The sequence below is a fragment of the Ruegeria sp. BHSA118 genome (assembly GCF_059613405.1).
This window is the reverse complement of sequence record NZ_JBXWSM010000025.1, coordinates 1-13,532: the sequence shown is the minus strand read 5'-3', so window position 1 is coordinate 13,532 and position 13,532 is coordinate 1. Positions and strand designations below refer to the sequence as shown.

The window sequence follows — 13,532 nt, the reverse complement described above, 5'->3', positions numbered from 1 at the left end:
ACGATCCGGCTCCCAGGATCGCTTTAACGTTGATGTGAAGACAATCCCCAAAACCTGCAACCATGGCGGAATGCTGCCATTTCTTCCGGTTTTTTGGTGTTTTCCGTAACAACAGGCCAAACACCAACATAAACCGACAGGTAAATGCGCCATTCCCTCTTGACCTTGGACGGCGCAATGTCATGAACAGTGCCATGAGTACTGCACGTTTGACGATCAATCTTCAGGCGCTCGCCAGCAATTGGCGGGCGCTCGACGCGAAAACCGGGGTCGAAACCGGCGCCGTGGTCAAGGCCGATGCCTATGGGCTGGGTGCCGGGCCCGTCAGCGATACGCTGGCCGAGGAAGGCGTTCGCAAGTTTTTTGTGGCGGCCGCAGAAGAAGGCGCCGCTGTCCGCAAGGCGGTCGGCCCCGGCCCGATGATCTTTGTCTTTTCCGGCCATATGGAGGGCGACACAGACCTTCTGCGCGCCAACGACCTGACGCCGCTGATCAACTCGGGCGAGCAGTATCAGCGCCATATGGAGGCCCTGCCCGACCATCCCTTTGGCATTCAGCTGGACAGTGGAATGAACCGGCTGGGGCTGGAACCCGCCGACTGGGCCGAACTGCGCCCAAAGGCCGAGGCCCTGAAACCAGCCGTTGTCATGTCTCATCTGGCCTGCTCGGACGAGCCGGACCATCCGATGAACCGGCAGCAGCTGAAAACCTTCCGCGAGATGACAGACGGTATCGCCGCGCCGCGTTCTTTGGCTGCGACCGGCGGTTTGCTTTTGGGGCCCGAGTTCCATTTCGATTTCTGCCGCCCGGGCATCGGCCTGTATGGCGGCCTGCCCTTTGCGGATGCAAAACCCGTTGTCACCGTCGATCTGCCGGTCATTCAGGTGCGCAGATTGGCCGTGGGCGAAACCGTTGGTTACGGCAACAGTTGGGTGGCGCGCCGGCCGTCCCGTATCGCCACCGTCGCGGCCGGGTATGCGGACGGCCTGCATCGCGCCATCGGGGGCGGCATCGACACCTTCGCCGGCAATCAGCCCTGCCCGGTTGTCGGCCGAATCTCAATGGACCTGATCACGGTGGACGTCACAGATCTGCCGAAAGACCCGGAGCGCCTGCGCATTCTCAACGGTCATCAAACCGTTGACGATCTGGCCGAAGCTGCCGGTACAATTGGCTATGAGATCCTCACATCAATGGGCAATCGCTATTCGCGGGGCTATGTGGAATGAACCCGATCACCGCGCTCGGAGGTCTGGGCCGCACGGTTCTGAGCCTGCTTGCGGCTTTTGGCCGGGTGGCACTGTTCGCGCTTGATGCGATTTCGCATATCCTGCGTCCCCCCTTTTATCCGCGCGAATTTGGCATGGCCCTGCTGAACATCGGCTGGCTGTCCCTGCCCGTCGTCGGCCTGACGGCGATCTTCACCGGCGGTGCGCTGGCGTTGCAGATCTACGCTGGCGGCGCGCGTTTCAACGCCGAAGCCGTGGTGCCCCAGATCGTCGCCATCGGCATGGTGCGAGAGCTTGGCCCGGTTCTGGTCGGCCTGATGATTGCGGCCCGCGTGACATCCTCGATCGCGGCCGAGATCGCCACGATGAAAGTGACCGAACAGATCGACGCGCTGGTCACGCTGTCGACCCACCCGATGAAATACCTGACCGTCCCGCGCGTTCTGGCCGCCCTGGTCACAGTGCCGGCTTTGGTGGCAGTGGGTGACATCATCGGAATTGCCGGCGGCTACACCGTGGCCACACAAAACCTGGGCTTCAACCCGGCCGCCTATCTGAAAAACACGGTCGATTTCCTTGAAACCCGCGACATCGTCTCGTCGCTGGTCAAAGGTGCAGCTTTTGGCCTGATCGCGGCCATCATGGGCTGTTACTACGGCATGAATTCTGGCCGTGGCGCGCAGGGCGTGGGACGGGCCACCAAAGGGTCGGTCGAGGCCGCGGCGGTGTTGATCCTGGCTGCAAACTTCGTTCTCACAGGGGTATTCTTCTCGCTATGATCCGGATGGAGAACGTACATAAGGCCTTTGGCGACAACCACGTGCTGCAAGGCATGAACCTTGAGATCCCCAAAGGCACCTCGATGGTCATCATCGGCGGTTCGGGCACCGGAAAATCGGTCGCCTTGAAATGCATTCTGGGCCTGATCAAACCCGACAGCGGCATGATCTACGTGGACGGCAAAGACGCCAGCAAGGGCGACCGAGATGCCTTTCTGGCCCGGTTCGGGATGTTGTTTCAGGGCGCGGCCCTGTTTGATTCACTGACCGTCTGGCAGAACGTCGCCTTCCGCCTGCTGCGTGGTTCTCTGAAACGTCCGACCGAGGAAGCCCGCGAAATCGCCATCGAAAAACTGCGCCGCGTGGGCCTGAAATCCGACGTCGCCGACCGCTTTCCGGCGGAACTGTCAGGCGGCATGCAAAAACGTGTGGGTCTTGCACGCGCCATCGCCGCCGAGCCCGAGATCATCTTTTTCGACGAACCCACCACCGGTCTTGACCCGATCATGTCCGGCGTCATCAACGATCTGATCCGCGAAATCGTGACCGAGATGGGCGCCACCGCGATGACCATCACCCACGACATGAGTTCCGTCCGCGCGATTGCCGACAACGTGGCGATGCTGCACGGAGGCGTGATCCAGTGGACCGGCCCGGTCAGCCACATGGATGCCTCGGGTGATCCCTATGTTGAGCAGTTCATCAGCGGCAGCGCAGAAGGGCCGATTGAGGCGGTGCGGTGATCGAACCCATTGAAGAAATCGTAGATTTTTTCGACTACGCTGACGCGTATTTTTCAGCGTGTAAGACACTATTTCCTAAGGAGCATTGGACAAAAAGTGTAAAGGAATACTCTGATCACAAAGACCGTGTATTTCGTGTTGGACCAGTTTATCAGAATCTGGGCTTGGCAACCGAACTAACATTCAAGACTTCTCTGCTAGTTTCAGGTTTCTCAAAGGAAAACGTGATAAAGCTCGGGCACAATCTAGAAAAACTGCTAAGCGAGCTACGAAACACTCGAGACCTCAACAAGGTAGATGACAAAGCTTTTGAAGCCGCAACCTTAGTCGGACCTCCACCTGGCATGTTGCGACGGATTGAAATGACGGGGCAGTCACCACAAGCCTGGTATCTATTTTCAACTCATATCCGTTCTTTGAATAGCAACTACAATTTATTCGAAATGCATGACGGCGGGACAAGCAAGGAAAAGTTCCGCTCGCGTTACCCCGCAAAAGACAGAGCTTACCGAGAAGTGTGTGTTGAGGCCATCATGGCTGGGCTGGATACTTTGATGGAAGAAATTCAAACTGAATTAAACCAAAGGCTTTCAAAAAGAGAAGACTAATATGCTTCTTAGTGTGAACACGAAAACGGCTGTGGAATAGTGAGTAAAAGTACTGCTGTTCGAAAAAGGCAAGACTGCTAGAATGACCCTCCGCCTCGCCACCCTCTCCCTACTGATCTTATACCCCATCGCGTGGTTCGCCCCGCTGATGCGCGCGGGGTTTCTGCCGATCTTCGGCCTCAGCGAAATCAGTGTCATCACCGGGCTGCAATCCTTGTGGAAATCTGACGTCTTCCTCGCGCTGATCGTCACCATATTCGCCCTTTTCGCCCCGTACATCAAAACCATCGGCACCGCGCTGATCCAATGGAACCTGCTGGATGCCCGCGTCCAACCTGCGCTCAACATCCTCGGCAAACTGGCCATGGCCGACATTTTCCTGATCGCGCTTTACATCACATTGGCCAAGGGCATCTCTTACGCCACCGTTGAGACCGCATGGGGTCTCTACCTGTTTACAGCCTGCATTCTGGCCTCCATCGTGCTTGGCCATATTACAGAGATGACATCCACTTCACGAAAAGCTCAGACCTAATTGATTGAAAACACAAATCTAAGTATCCTCTTAATATTTCGAGCAGCAGTGTTTTGTAGTTTTCGGGTCCGCAGCGGATCGTACGCAATCGTTTGATCACCTTCCGCTTTGGCCCGATGTGTTCCGGTTTGAAGAAGGAGTACGACGATCATGGCCGCCCTCCACAGTATTACATTGCAATTTCAGAATGCCTTTTTAAGACTGACTTTTTTCCTGATCTGCTTGGCGGCCTTGTTGGCCATTTCTGCTACGTTGTTGTCCGCTTTTGGCGTATTGCCCTGGCTTTCGATGCAGGCCGGATTCGGCGAGGCACCGGCGAAGGATGCCGGCATGGTCATCCAGATTGGCCTGACAGCGCTGATTCTCATGCTGGCGTTTTACCTGCCGGCCAATGCCCGAATGATGGCGCTGGAAAACAACCACCGCAAATTTGCGCTCAATATGCATGACATCGCGGACGCGTATCAAATGGCCCATGCCGCCGATCGCGGCGGGCTGTTCATGATGTCGTCCGAGTTTGACGCCGTCAAGGAACGCATGGGGTTTCTGCGCCAGCACCCCGACCTGCAAGCGCTCGAGCCCGAGATCCTGGAACTGGCCGCACAGATGAGCCAGATCAGTCAGGAACTGGCCCGGACCTATGGCGATGCACAAGTCGAACGCGCGCGGATGTTCCTGCAACAGCGACAGGAAGAGATCGAACTGTTTCAGCAGCGTCTGGAAGAGGCGCAGGTCATCCAGAACGAGTTGCGCCAGTGGACGCGGGATGTGGAAATGGAAGAGACGATCGCCAGGTCGCAACTTACGCGCCTGCGGGATGAACTGTTCGAGCTTCTGCCCGAATTGTCGACCCAACTGCACACACCGCGCAACAATGGCTCCTCAAAGGCATCCAGCGTGGTTGCAATGACGCCCCTTCGACCGGCGGAATAGGCGCGCCAGCGCCTGCTGCGGACGATGGCCCATCGGGGCCTGAGGCCGCAGCGCGCCATCGGCGGTGAGGAAAGCCCGCAAGGGCTTGAAGAACTGCCCAAGCTCGGGCACCAAGTGCGTCATGGCAAAGACGACATCCTTCTCCTGCTCGGCTTGCGGTGCGACGCATACACGATGGTCCGGACGCTGCGACGGTTGCGGCGAATGGAACACCATTGTTCAGGACGCGCCCATATCGACTGGCCCGGCCAGAAAATCCCTCGGCGGCAAACGCGGCCAGTCCATCGCACTCACGGATTTGTCCACCGAGGAAACACCGCCGCCCCGCACACTCTGCGGGGTCGAGGAGCTGGACCGTGTTCTGGGCGGCGGGCTGGTCCCGGCCTCGGCCCTTTTGGTGGGCGGAGACCCCGGCATCGGGAAATCCACCCTGCTGCTGCAAGCCGCAGCGCGTTTCGCGCGTGCAGGCGTGAAAACCATCTATGTCTCGGGCGAAGAAGCCAGCGCACAGGTTCGCATGCGCGCCCGCCGACTTGGGCTTGAGGATGCGCCAGTTCAACTCGCCGCCGAAACCAACCTGCGCGACATCCTCACAACGCTGGAAGCCGAAAAACCGGGCCTGGCCATCATCGATTCGATTCAGACGATGTGGGCGGACAATGTCGACAGCGCACCCGGTTCAGTGTCACAAGTCCGGGCTGCGGCCCATGAATTGACCACGTTTGCGAAACGGCACGGTGTTTCGATCATCATGGTTGGCCACGTCACCAAGGAAGGCCAGATCGCAGGCCCTCGTGTGGTCGAGCACATGGTTGACACCGTCCTTTATTTCGAGGGCGAACGCGGCCACCAGTTCCGCATCCTGCGCGCGGTCAAGAACCGTTTTGGCCCCGCCGACGAAATCGGCGTGTTCGAGATGACAGGCAAGGGTCTGGCGCAAGTGACCAACCCCTCGGCCCTGTTCCTGTCCGAACGTGGCAGGCCAAGCCCCGGCTCTGCTGTTTTTGCGGGCATTGAAGGCACCCGTCCCGTGCTGGTCGAATTGCAGGCTCTGGTGGCGCCCTCGCCCCACTCACAGCCCCGCCGCACCGTTGTTGGTTGGGACAGCGGGCGCTTGGCAATGATCCTTGCGGTGCTCGAGGCCCGCTGCGGCATTCCTTTTGCCGGGCTCGACGTCTATCTCAACGTCGCCGGAGGCCTGAAAGTCAGCGAACCTGCCGCCGATCTGGCTGTGGCCGCCGCCCTTCTCAGTGCCCGTGAAGACACAGCATTGCCCGCCGACACGGTCGTTTTCGGAGAAATCTCGCTGTCCGGGGCACTTAGACCGGCCCCACAGACCGAAAACAGGTTGAAAGAAGCGCAAAAACTTGGTTTCACGGCGGCAATTGCTCCGGCTGGTGGCAAAACCGGCACTGTGGCAGGTCTGACACTCACCCGACCCTCTGATTTGGTGGGGTTTGTTGGCGAAACCTTCGGAGCAGGTTAAAGTCGCGCCCCGAGGGGCAGAAAAAGAACAGGCGAGGGCCATGGAAGGTTTTACAATAATTGACGGGGTCGTCGCCCTGATCATCGTGCTGTCGGGCTTGCTGGCCTACTCACGTGGCTTCATGCGCGAAGTTCTGGCCATTGCGGGCTGGGTCGCGGCGGCCGTTCTGGCATTCATCTTTGCCCCACAGGCTGTACCGCTGGTCAAAGAAATCCCGGTAGTCGGAGATTTCCTGCGCGACAGTTGTGAACTGTCGGTGATCACCGGCTTTGCAGCCGTCTTTGCCGTGGCTTTGATTGTGGTCAGCATCTTCACACCGCTGTTTTCATCGCTGGTCCAGCGTTCGGCTTTGGGCGGTCTGGATCAGGCGCTGGGGCTGTTCTTCGGCATCGCGCGCGGCATTCTGCTGGTTGCAATCGCCTTCTTTGTCTATGACACGGTCATGACCGGCCAGTCCTATACAATCGTGGACGAAAGCCGTTCGGCCAAGGTGTTCGAGCAGTTCAGCAGCCAGATTGAAGAGCAAAACCCCGAAGCCGCTCTGGGTTGGGTGACTGCACAATATGAAGAACTGGTCGCCAGCTGCACGGCAGGAAACGAACGACCCGAAACCACGGCACCAGCTGACGGGTAATCTTGGGGTGCATTGCGTGATGAAAGCCCGGCACAGTCCGGGCTTTTTCATTTCAAATGTACCCTTCCCCGCCGCAGATCGTGCAGCGGATCGTTTTCAGCCCGAAACACCCGTCGCACCGGCTGGAGATTGGTTTGCCAAGAATATCCCGGCTTTTGACAACTTCGCCCGCCCCGTTGCAGATCTGACAGGGCGCCCGGCCCATTCCCCGGCACCTGTGGCACCGTTGTTTGATCCGCTCCTGCTTCTTCTGTTGAGGTTTATGCTGCCACATTCCGGCCCTTTGCGTGCTTCACCCATCCTGACTTGCACATATTAATTGGCATGACAGCACATATGATTGCACATGTCATCTAGTTCTTGATCTGGCCCCGATCCCTGAAATCCCGACCTGCGGCAATAGGTAAGTGTGATCCTTTGATGACAGCCACGCCATTAGGCATTATGTGGAGGCCAACCCGCCACGGAATCGGAGCCACCGATCTTGTTCTTTCTGCACGAATGCGCGCTGGTCGTTGTGATGGTCGCCCTATTGGCGTCGTTGTCGCCTGCCACCAAACCGACCGCACGCGCCTTGCAGAGGATCCGATGCCGAACGGCGGTCAATCCTCAGGTCAAATCGTCATAGAAGTTGGAGCCCCGTAAATGTGTGGGATTTTGGGAATCGCAAGCCGGACACATGATGTGTTTGCCGAAATCTATGACGGGCTGCTGATGTTGCAGCACCGGGGTCAGGATGCCTCAGGGATCGTGACCTATAACGGCGAGTTCTTCCGCGAAAAGAAGGCCAACGGTCTGGTCAAGGACGTGTTCAACGCCCAGGATGCAGAAACCCTGTTGGGTCGCGTGGGTATGGGGCATGTGCGCTATCCGACGGCGGGATCCCTCAGCGCGGCCGAGGCGCAGCCTTTTTTCGTGAACGCCCCTTACGGCATCTATCTGGTTCACAACGGCAACATCACCAACACCGCTGAACAGCGCGAAAAGGTCACCGGCAAATACAGCCGCCACCTTCGTACCACGTCAGACTCTGAAATCCTTCTGAACGTGCTGGCCGACAAAGTAGCGGATGCGATCAAGGTGAATGGCAACCGCGAACCCATCCGCAATCTGTTTGCCGGTGTGAAGATGACGATGGAACGCGTTCAGGGCGCCTATTCCGTGATCTGTCTGGTCGCGGGTGTCGGTATGCTGGCCTTCCGCGATCCGTTTGGCATTCGCCCACTTTCGGTCGCCAAACGCGAAGCAGACGGAGACGGTGATGATTATGCCTTTGCCTCGGAAGACGTGGCCTTTGGCATCAACGGTTTTGAAAAGCTGCGTGATCTTCGCCCGGGTGAGGCGATCCTGATCGATCTGGACGGCAACATGCACAAGTTTCAGGCGGTCGAGGGCAAGCTGACGCCCTGTATATTCGAGTATGTCTACCTGGCCCGTCCGGATTCTTTGCTGGACGGTGTTTCGGTTTACAAGACTCAGATGCGCATGGGCCAGACGTTGGCGAAACAGATTCAGGACTCGGGCCTGGAAATCGATCGGATCATCCCGGTGCCCGACAGCGCCCGCCCCGTGGCTCTGGAAGCCGCGAAGATCACCGGCATCCCCTATCGCGAAGGGCTGGTGAAAAACCGGTATGTCGGGCGCACGTTCATCATGCCGGGTCAGGCGGAACGGCAGAAATCCGTCCGCCGCAAGCTGAATGCCGTGCCGCTGGAATTCGACGGACACAGTGTTCTGCTGATCGACGATTCGATCGTACGGGGCAACACCATCAAAAAGATCGTTCAGATGTGCCGCGATGCCGGGGCCAAGAAGGTCTATGTCGCCAGCGCCTCGCCTCCGGTGAAATACCCCAATGTCTACGGTATAGACATGCCCACCAAGGCCGAGCTGATCGCAAATGGCAAGGAAATCGAAGAAATCCGCGAAGAACTGGGTGCGGACGCCCTATTCTATCAGCACCTGGAAGACCTGATCTGGGCCGCCAAAGAAGGCAATCCCGAGATCGAAGCCTTCGACTGTTCCTGTTTTGACGGCAAATATGTCACGGGCAGCGTCAGCGAAGGCTATCTGGACAATCTGGAAAACAGCAGTCGTGTCAGCCAGAAACGCGCCGACATGCAGATTCCGGGTGGGTCTTGGAATGCGGCGAAACTGGCCTCGGGCTGAGCGGACGAAACAGAACTGACACTGTCGGTTTTCCATTCTGAATGGCGAATCAAAACGGCGGATCATCCCGGCCAGCCGATAGCTGTCGGCCGGTCTGATTGCTGTCACGTGACGTGGATGAGTGGAAATTTGCCACAACCAATCGGCGAATTCCACGCAATCACAAGGGCTTTTTTCAAGGGCACCAAATCGTGATGACACCTGTCCGCGCAGCGCTTTTGTTCGCTTGAGCGTTTTGCTATCCGGCGGCGACCACTCACTCAAAAAGGGGTCCGGGCCACGCCCCGGACCGCGGATCATGTCAAACGCCAATGTCCAAAGCGCGGCCACACAACGGGGCGCGCTGAAGAAGAATTCCGTCTCGGTTCTGGGCGTATTCGGGCCGAAAGCGGATATGCGCGCCCTGATGCGCCTGTCATCAGGCCGCGTGGAAGAAGTAAAACCCGGAAGCCGCGTTGCCTCGGGCACAGTGATCGCGATTGACGAGCATGGCATCATGCTGCGACAAAGCGGCCAGACCAGGCGTATCGCAATCCCCGGCGGCTGATCACATCTTGACGCCCCGCGCGCGGGGGTTCAAACCGCAGGCATGACCGATACGACCAAAATCGCCCTGATAACCGGGGCCTCTCGCGGGCTGGGCGCTGCCCTGGCCGAAGCGCTGGCGCCCGAATACCACATTGTCGCCGTCGCCCGGACCACTGGCGGGCTGGAAGAACTGGACGATCGCATCAAGGCCAAGGGTGGCTCTGCCACTCTGGCACCGATGGACATCACCGATCCGAACGCGATGGCAACCCTGTGCCGCGGGATCCATGACCGTTGGGGCAAGGTGGATTTGTGGCTGCATACGGCCATTCACACCTCGGCGCTGACGCCGGTACATTTCGTCGACCCCAAGGAATGGACCAAGGCAGTCAACACGAATGCAAATGCAACCTCGGTTCTGATCCCATATGTCGCGCCCCTGCTGGGTGAAAACGGCCACGCGGCATTTTTCGATGACCCGAAAGCCGGTCAGAAGTTCTATGGCATCTACGGTGCCACCAAGGCCGCGCAAATGGCCCTGGCCCGCAGTTGGGCGGCCGAGACCGAACGCACCGGTCCGCGCGTCACGATCGTGGAACCAGCACCGATGCCCACCGCCGTGCGTGCCCGGTTCCACCCAGGCGAAGATCGCGATGCGCTGACGAGCACCGCAAATGAAGCTGCGCGGATTCTGGCGCTGCTTTAGGAAATGGCCCTGACGGGCCATGCCTCCGGCGGGGATATTTTTAGCCAGATGAAGCTGGGATCAGGTGATATGAACACCGTTGCGCCCGGCCAGATCGACGAAGAACTGCCACGCGACACGGCCCGAACGCGATCCGCGCGTGGCCTGCCATTCAATTGCTTCGGCGCGCAGGATTTCGGCATCAACCGAAACGCCATAGGCCGCGCAATAGCGGTCGATCATGGCCATATATTCGTCCTGATCGCAGGGATGGAATCCCAGCCACAATCCGAAGCGGTCGGACAGGGATACCTTTTCCTCGACCGCCTCTGACGGGTTAATAGCGCTGGAACGTTCGTTTTCAATCATATCCCGCGGCATCAGGTGGCGGCGGTTCGAGGTCGCGTAGAACACCACGTTTTCCGGGCGACCTTCGATACCGCCATCCAGAACGGCCTTGAGCGATTTGTAATGCTGGTCATCGTGACTGAACGAGAGGTCGTCGCAAAACAGGATGAACCGATAGGGCGCCGCGCGCAGGTGGTTCAGCAACCGCGCGACCGAGCCCATATCTTCACGCTGAAGCTCCACAAGCTTCAGGTCAGGATGATCTGCGCTCAGCGTGCCGTGGACGGCCTTTACGAGGCTGGATTTGCCCATCCCGCGCGCGCCCCACAAAAGTGCATTGTTTGCCTTGTAGCCGGTCGCGAAGCGGCGGGTGTTGTCAAGTAACGTATCGCGCGACCGATTGATGCCGACCAGCAGATCCAGATCGACGCGATTGACCTGTTCAACCGGTTCCAGGCGTTCCGGTTCCACATGCCAGACAAAGGCCGGAGCCGCATTGAAATCCGGTGTGGCCAAAGGCGCTGGCGCCATGCGCTCCAACGCGGCAGCAATACGGTTCAGGGCTTGGTCGTCCATCGGCTCCTCCGGTCAGATACGGATCGGTTCAAAGCATGTTCTGATTGGCGCAACAAGGCCCGCGAACGAAAAAGGCGCGCCTGAAAGGGGCGCGCCTTGGTTGCTGTTTCAGCAGGTTACTTGTCGTCGTCGAATTCCTGCATCAGATCTTCGTTCGCTTCGGCTTCTTCATCGTCGTAGTAGCCGTCGGCACGCAACTGCTCCTCTCTCTTCCTTTCAACCCGGGCCACCAGGAAGATCGAAATCTCGTAGAGGCCATAGACCACGACAAACAGGATAATCTGCGTGATCACGTCAGGAGGCGTCACGATTGCCGCCAACACCAGAATGCCGACCACCGCATATTTGCGCACGGCCCCCAGACCCTCGGCGCTGACCAGCCCTGCCTTGCCCATGAGGGTCAGAAGAACCGGTAATTGAAAGCACAGCCCGAAGGCCACGATGAACTTGATCGTCAGGTTCAGGTATTCCTGTGCCGAGCCCTGAAACACCACGCTCAGCGGTGCCGCCGTCGCGCCATCAGCCACGGCTTCGCCTTCAGCGCCGAATTGCTGGAACCCAAGGAAGAAGTCATAGGCCAGAGGCGTGACGACGTAGAAAGCAAAGCTGGCGCCCAGAAGGAACATGAAGGGCGAGGCCAGCATGAAGGGCAGAAACGCATTCTTCTCCGACTTGTAGAGGCCCGGAGCCACAAAGCGCCACATCTGCATCCCGATATAGGGAAACGCCAGAATGAAGCCCCCCAAAAGCGAGACCTTGATCGCGACAAAGAACCCTTCCTGCGGCGAGATGAAGATCAGGCCGCAATCCTGTCCGCGCTCGGTCAGGACCTCACACAAAGGGTTGGTTAGAAAATTGAAGATCGGCGTGGCCACCGTAAAGCAGATGATCATCCCGACCAGAAAAGCCACGACGCAGTGTATCAACCGCGTGCGCAGCTCGGCCAAGTGCTCGATCAATGGGGCCGAGGTATCTTCGATCTCGTCGGTCTTGGTCATGTTTCGCCTTCAGTCTTCAGCGCCGCTTCGGCTTCTTCGGCCTTGGCCAGGGCCTCGGCAGCTTCCTTGGCCTTGCGCTCGGCGGCAGCGCGGGCCGTTGAGGCCTGAATTTTCTTGGCCTGTTCGGCTCGCTCGGCTGCCAGTTTACCGGTTTCGCTGTCAGGATCGAACTTGGTGGGATCCATGCTTTTTGCCATATCCTGCGCGGCTTGTTTCACGCCGTCCATGGCCGAGCCAACCGGATTCGCAGCGGCGTTGAGACCTTTCTTGATCTCGTTCACACCGGCCTGATCGGCGGCCTCGTTCATGGCGCTGCTGAATTCGCGTGCCATGCCACGGGCCTTGCCGACAAATCGTCCGACATTGCGGAACAAAACCGGCAGGTCCTTCGGCCCTACAACGATCAGGGCGACAATGCCGATGACCAGAAGTTCGGTCCAGCCCAGATCAAACATCTGCGCTTACGCCTTGTCTTTCTCGGTTTCAGGCGTGACGTCCTTGGCCAGTTCCGACGCGTCCTGTTCCAGTTCTTCCGAACCGTCCTTCACGCCCTTCTTGAACGCGGTGATGCCTTTGCCGACTTCGCCCATCAGCGAGCTGATCTTGCCACGGCCAAACAGAACCAGAACCACAACGGCGATCAGCAGAAGACCGGGAAGGCCAATATTATTCAGCATCTCTTTTCTCCTTTGTCGTCGGCGCCCTTGTGCGCCGGGAATATGAACTGGGTCCGTGTTTACGCCCCCGGGCCCTGTCCCAAAAGGGATCCGGCACAGATTAAGGGCGAAAATTGACCTCATCTGCAAAAAACTATGGGCTCGCATTTTTCAACTGACAGGTTTATGTCAGTTGGAAGTGGCTAGAACGATGGTATCGAAACCTGGTCAACGGAGAACCAAATGACCCATGTTGCTGAAATCGTCACCTTCACTCTTGCCAATGGCACCACCCCTGAAGAGTTCGTGAAACTCAGCCAAGCTTCTGAGGCCTTTGTGCGAAGCGCGCCGGGATTTGCCCATCGGCAGCTTAGCCAAGGCGAAGATGGTCGCTGGACTGATTATGTTGTCTGGACCGATTTGAAGGCGGCACAGGACGCAGCCGCACAGTTTCCGCAACAGGAATGTGCAGCAGGCATGATGGCGGTCATCAATCCAGATAGCATCCAGATGCGTCACGAGAAAATCCTATGGAACATGACTGCCTAAACGCGTTCAGAACGGCGTGTCATGCGCCGAACTGACCGCCTGTTCGATATCATCCAGATCCTGCGCGATGGCAAAC

General features: G+C 58.3%; 17 protein-coding genes. 12 read left to right on the top strand and 5 right to left on the bottom strand.

What is annotated here, in order from left to right:
* Positions 1 to 194: 194 nt before the first annotated feature.
* The 5 genes from alr to AC2FNN_RS09760 all read left to right on the top strand — a co-directional run bounded on the left by alr (position 195) and on the right by AC2FNN_RS09760 (position 3,894).
* Positions 195 to 1,229: an alanine racemase gene (gene alr / locus AC2FNN_RS09780; RefSeq protein ID WP_496758228.1), complete on the top strand. Its 1,035-nt coding sequence runs from the start codon at positions 195 to 197 to the stop codon at positions 1,227 to 1,229.
* Positions 1,226 to 2,008, top strand: coding sequence for an MlaE family ABC transporter permease (locus AC2FNN_RS09775; protein WP_496758226.1), 783 nt, complete (start codon positions 1,226 to 1,228; stop codon positions 2,006 to 2,008). Before alr ends, AC2FNN_RS09775 begins: the two co-directional genes overlap by 4 nt.
* Positions 2,005 to 2,751 (top strand): ABC transporter ATP-binding protein, encoded by a 747-nt coding sequence (locus tag AC2FNN_RS09770; RefSeq protein WP_496758224.1) that lies wholly within the window; start codon positions 2,005 to 2,007, stop codon positions 2,749 to 2,751. Before AC2FNN_RS09775 ends, AC2FNN_RS09770 begins: the two co-directional genes overlap by 4 nt.
* Positions 2,748 to 3,359: a hypothetical protein gene (locus AC2FNN_RS09765; RefSeq protein WP_496758222.1), complete on the top strand. Its 612-nt coding sequence runs from the start codon at positions 2,748 to 2,750 to the stop codon at positions 3,357 to 3,359. Before AC2FNN_RS09770 ends, AC2FNN_RS09765 begins: the two co-directional genes overlap by 4 nt.
* 82 nt (positions 3,360 to 3,441) lie before the next feature.
* A complete protein-coding gene (locus tag AC2FNN_RS09760) occupies positions 3,442 to 3,894 on the top strand; it encodes a paraquat-inducible protein A (protein ID WP_224852706.1) in 453 nt (150 codons plus the stop codon).
* A gap of 182 nt (positions 3,895 to 4,076) precedes the next feature.
* Here AC2FNN_RS09760 and AC2FNN_RS09755 read toward each other — a convergent pair whose 3' ends face one another.
* The gene (locus AC2FNN_RS09755) at positions 4,077 to 4,232 is read right to left on the bottom strand and encodes a hypothetical protein (RefSeq protein WP_496758220.1); all 156 of its coding nucleotides are present in this window, start codon (positions 4,230 to 4,232) and stop codon (positions 4,077 to 4,079) included.
* Here AC2FNN_RS09755 and AC2FNN_RS09750 point away from each other — a divergent pair.
* From AC2FNN_RS09750 to AC2FNN_RS09725, 6 genes are all read left to right on the top strand, one after another.
* Positions 4,225 to 4,827, top strand: a complete 603-nt coding sequence (locus tag AC2FNN_RS09750; RefSeq protein ID WP_496758218.1) for a DNA repair protein — start codon at positions 4,225 to 4,227, stop codon at positions 4,825 to 4,827. The genes AC2FNN_RS09755 and AC2FNN_RS09750 overlap by 8 nt on opposite strands.
* 121 nt (positions 4,828 to 4,948) lie before the next feature.
* A complete protein-coding gene (gene radA / locus AC2FNN_RS09745) occupies positions 4,949 to 6,313 on the top strand; it encodes a DNA repair protein RadA (RefSeq protein ID WP_152458168.1) in 1,365 nt (454 codons plus the stop codon).
* Positions 6,314 to 6,353: 40 nt separating this feature from the next.
* A complete protein-coding gene (locus AC2FNN_RS09740; RefSeq protein WP_496758217.1) occupies positions 6,354 to 6,947 on the top strand; it encodes a CvpA family protein in 594 nt (197 codons plus the stop codon).
* Between the two features lie 645 nt (positions 6,948 to 7,592).
* Positions 7,593 to 9,116, top strand: coding sequence for an amidophosphoribosyltransferase (purF, locus tag AC2FNN_RS09735; protein WP_496758215.1), 1,524 nt, complete (start codon positions 7,593 to 7,595; stop codon positions 9,114 to 9,116).
* Between the two features lie 298 nt (positions 9,117 to 9,414).
* Positions 9,415 to 9,663, top strand: a complete 249-nt coding sequence (locus AC2FNN_RS09730; RefSeq protein ID WP_496758214.1) for a hypothetical protein — start codon at positions 9,415 to 9,417, stop codon at positions 9,661 to 9,663.
* A gap of 42 nt (positions 9,664 to 9,705) precedes the next feature.
* Entirely contained in the window at positions 9,706 to 10,350 is a 645-nt protein-coding gene (locus tag AC2FNN_RS09725; RefSeq protein ID WP_496758212.1) for an SDR family NAD(P)-dependent oxidoreductase, read from the top strand.
* Positions 10,351 to 10,410: 60 nt separating this feature from the next.
* Here AC2FNN_RS09725 and AC2FNN_RS09720 read toward each other — a convergent pair whose 3' ends face one another.
* The 4 genes from AC2FNN_RS09720 to AC2FNN_RS09705 all read right to left on the bottom strand — a co-directional run bounded on the left by AC2FNN_RS09720 (position 10,411) and on the right by AC2FNN_RS09705 (position 12,928).
* A complete protein-coding gene (locus AC2FNN_RS09720; protein ID WP_496758211.1) occupies positions 10,411 to 11,253 on the bottom strand; it encodes an ATP-binding protein in 843 nt (280 codons plus the stop codon).
* A gap of 116 nt (positions 11,254 to 11,369) precedes the next feature.
* Complete coding sequence (tatC, locus tag AC2FNN_RS09715; protein WP_496758210.1) at positions 11,370 to 12,251, bottom strand: twin-arginine translocase subunit TatC; 882 nt, start codon at positions 12,249 to 12,251, stop codon at positions 11,370 to 11,372.
* Positions 12,248 to 12,706 carry a Sec-independent protein translocase protein TatB gene (tatB, locus tag AC2FNN_RS09710; RefSeq protein WP_152458175.1) on the bottom strand — a complete coding sequence of 153 codons (459 nt, stop codon included), beginning with the start codon at positions 12,704 to 12,706 and terminating at the stop codon, positions 12,248 to 12,250. The genes tatC and tatB overlap by 4 nt, the downstream gene beginning before the upstream one ends.
* 6 nt (positions 12,707 to 12,712) lie before the next feature.
* Positions 12,713 to 12,928, bottom strand: coding sequence for a twin-arginine translocase TatA/TatE family subunit (locus AC2FNN_RS09705; protein WP_152458176.1), 216 nt, complete (start codon positions 12,926 to 12,928; stop codon positions 12,713 to 12,715).
* Between the two features lie 222 nt (positions 12,929 to 13,150).
* Here AC2FNN_RS09705 and AC2FNN_RS09700 point away from each other — a divergent pair, with 222 nt between their 5' ends.
* Positions 13,151 to 13,456: a hypothetical protein gene (locus AC2FNN_RS09700; RefSeq protein ID WP_496758208.1), complete on the top strand. Its 306-nt coding sequence runs from the start codon at positions 13,151 to 13,153 to the stop codon at positions 13,454 to 13,456.
* The last annotated feature ends 76 nt before the right edge of the window (positions 13,457 to 13,532 follow it).

Coding starts and splice junctions, on each gene's coding strand:
- alr (WP_496758228.1), top strand. CDS start 195: ATGAGTACTGCACGTTTGACGATCAATCTTCAGGCGCTCGCCAGCAAT.
- AC2FNN_RS09775 (WP_496758226.1), top strand. CDS start 1,226: ATGAACCCGATCACCGCGCTCGGAGGTCTGGGCCGCACGGTTCTGAGC.
- AC2FNN_RS09770 (WP_496758224.1), top strand. CDS start 2,005: ATGATCCGGATGGAGAACGTACATAAGGCCTTTGGCGACAACCACGTG.
- AC2FNN_RS09760 (WP_224852706.1), top strand. CDS start 3,442: ATGACCCTCCGCCTCGCCACCCTCTCCCTACTGATCTTATACCCCATC.
- AC2FNN_RS09750 (WP_496758218.1), top strand. CDS start 4,225: ATGGTCATCCAGATTGGCCTGACAGCGCTGATTCTCATGCTGGCGTTT.
- AC2FNN_RS09755 (WP_496758220.1), bottom strand. CDS start 4,232: ATGACCATGCCGGCATCCTTCGCCGGTGCCTCGCCGAATCCGGCCTGC.
- radA (WP_152458168.1), top strand. CDS start 4,949: ATGGCAAAGACGACATCCTTCTCCTGCTCGGCTTGCGGTGCGACGCAT.
- AC2FNN_RS09740 (WP_496758217.1), top strand. CDS start 6,354: ATGGAAGGTTTTACAATAATTGACGGGGTCGTCGCCCTGATCATCGTG.
- purF (WP_496758215.1), top strand. CDS start 7,593: ATGTGTGGGATTTTGGGAATCGCAAGCCGGACACATGATGTGTTTGCC.
- AC2FNN_RS09730 (WP_496758214.1), top strand. CDS start 9,415: ATGTCAAACGCCAATGTCCAAAGCGCGGCCACACAACGGGGCGCGCTG.
- AC2FNN_RS09725 (WP_496758212.1), top strand. CDS start 9,706: ATGACCGATACGACCAAAATCGCCCTGATAACCGGGGCCTCTCGCGGG.
- AC2FNN_RS09720 (WP_496758211.1), bottom strand. CDS start 11,253: ATGGACGACCAAGCCCTGAACCGTATTGCTGCCGCGTTGGAGCGCATG.
- tatC (WP_496758210.1), bottom strand. CDS start 12,251: ATGACCAAGACCGACGAGATCGAAGATACCTCGGCCCCATTGATCGAG.
- tatB (WP_152458175.1), bottom strand. CDS start 12,706: ATGTTTGATCTGGGCTGGACCGAACTTCTGGTCATCGGCATTGTCGCC.
- AC2FNN_RS09705 (WP_152458176.1), bottom strand. CDS start 12,928: ATGCTGAATAATATTGGCCTTCCCGGTCTTCTGCTGATCGCCGTTGTG.
- AC2FNN_RS09700 (WP_496758208.1), top strand. CDS start 13,151: ATGACCCATGTTGCTGAAATCGTCACCTTCACTCTTGCCAATGGCACC.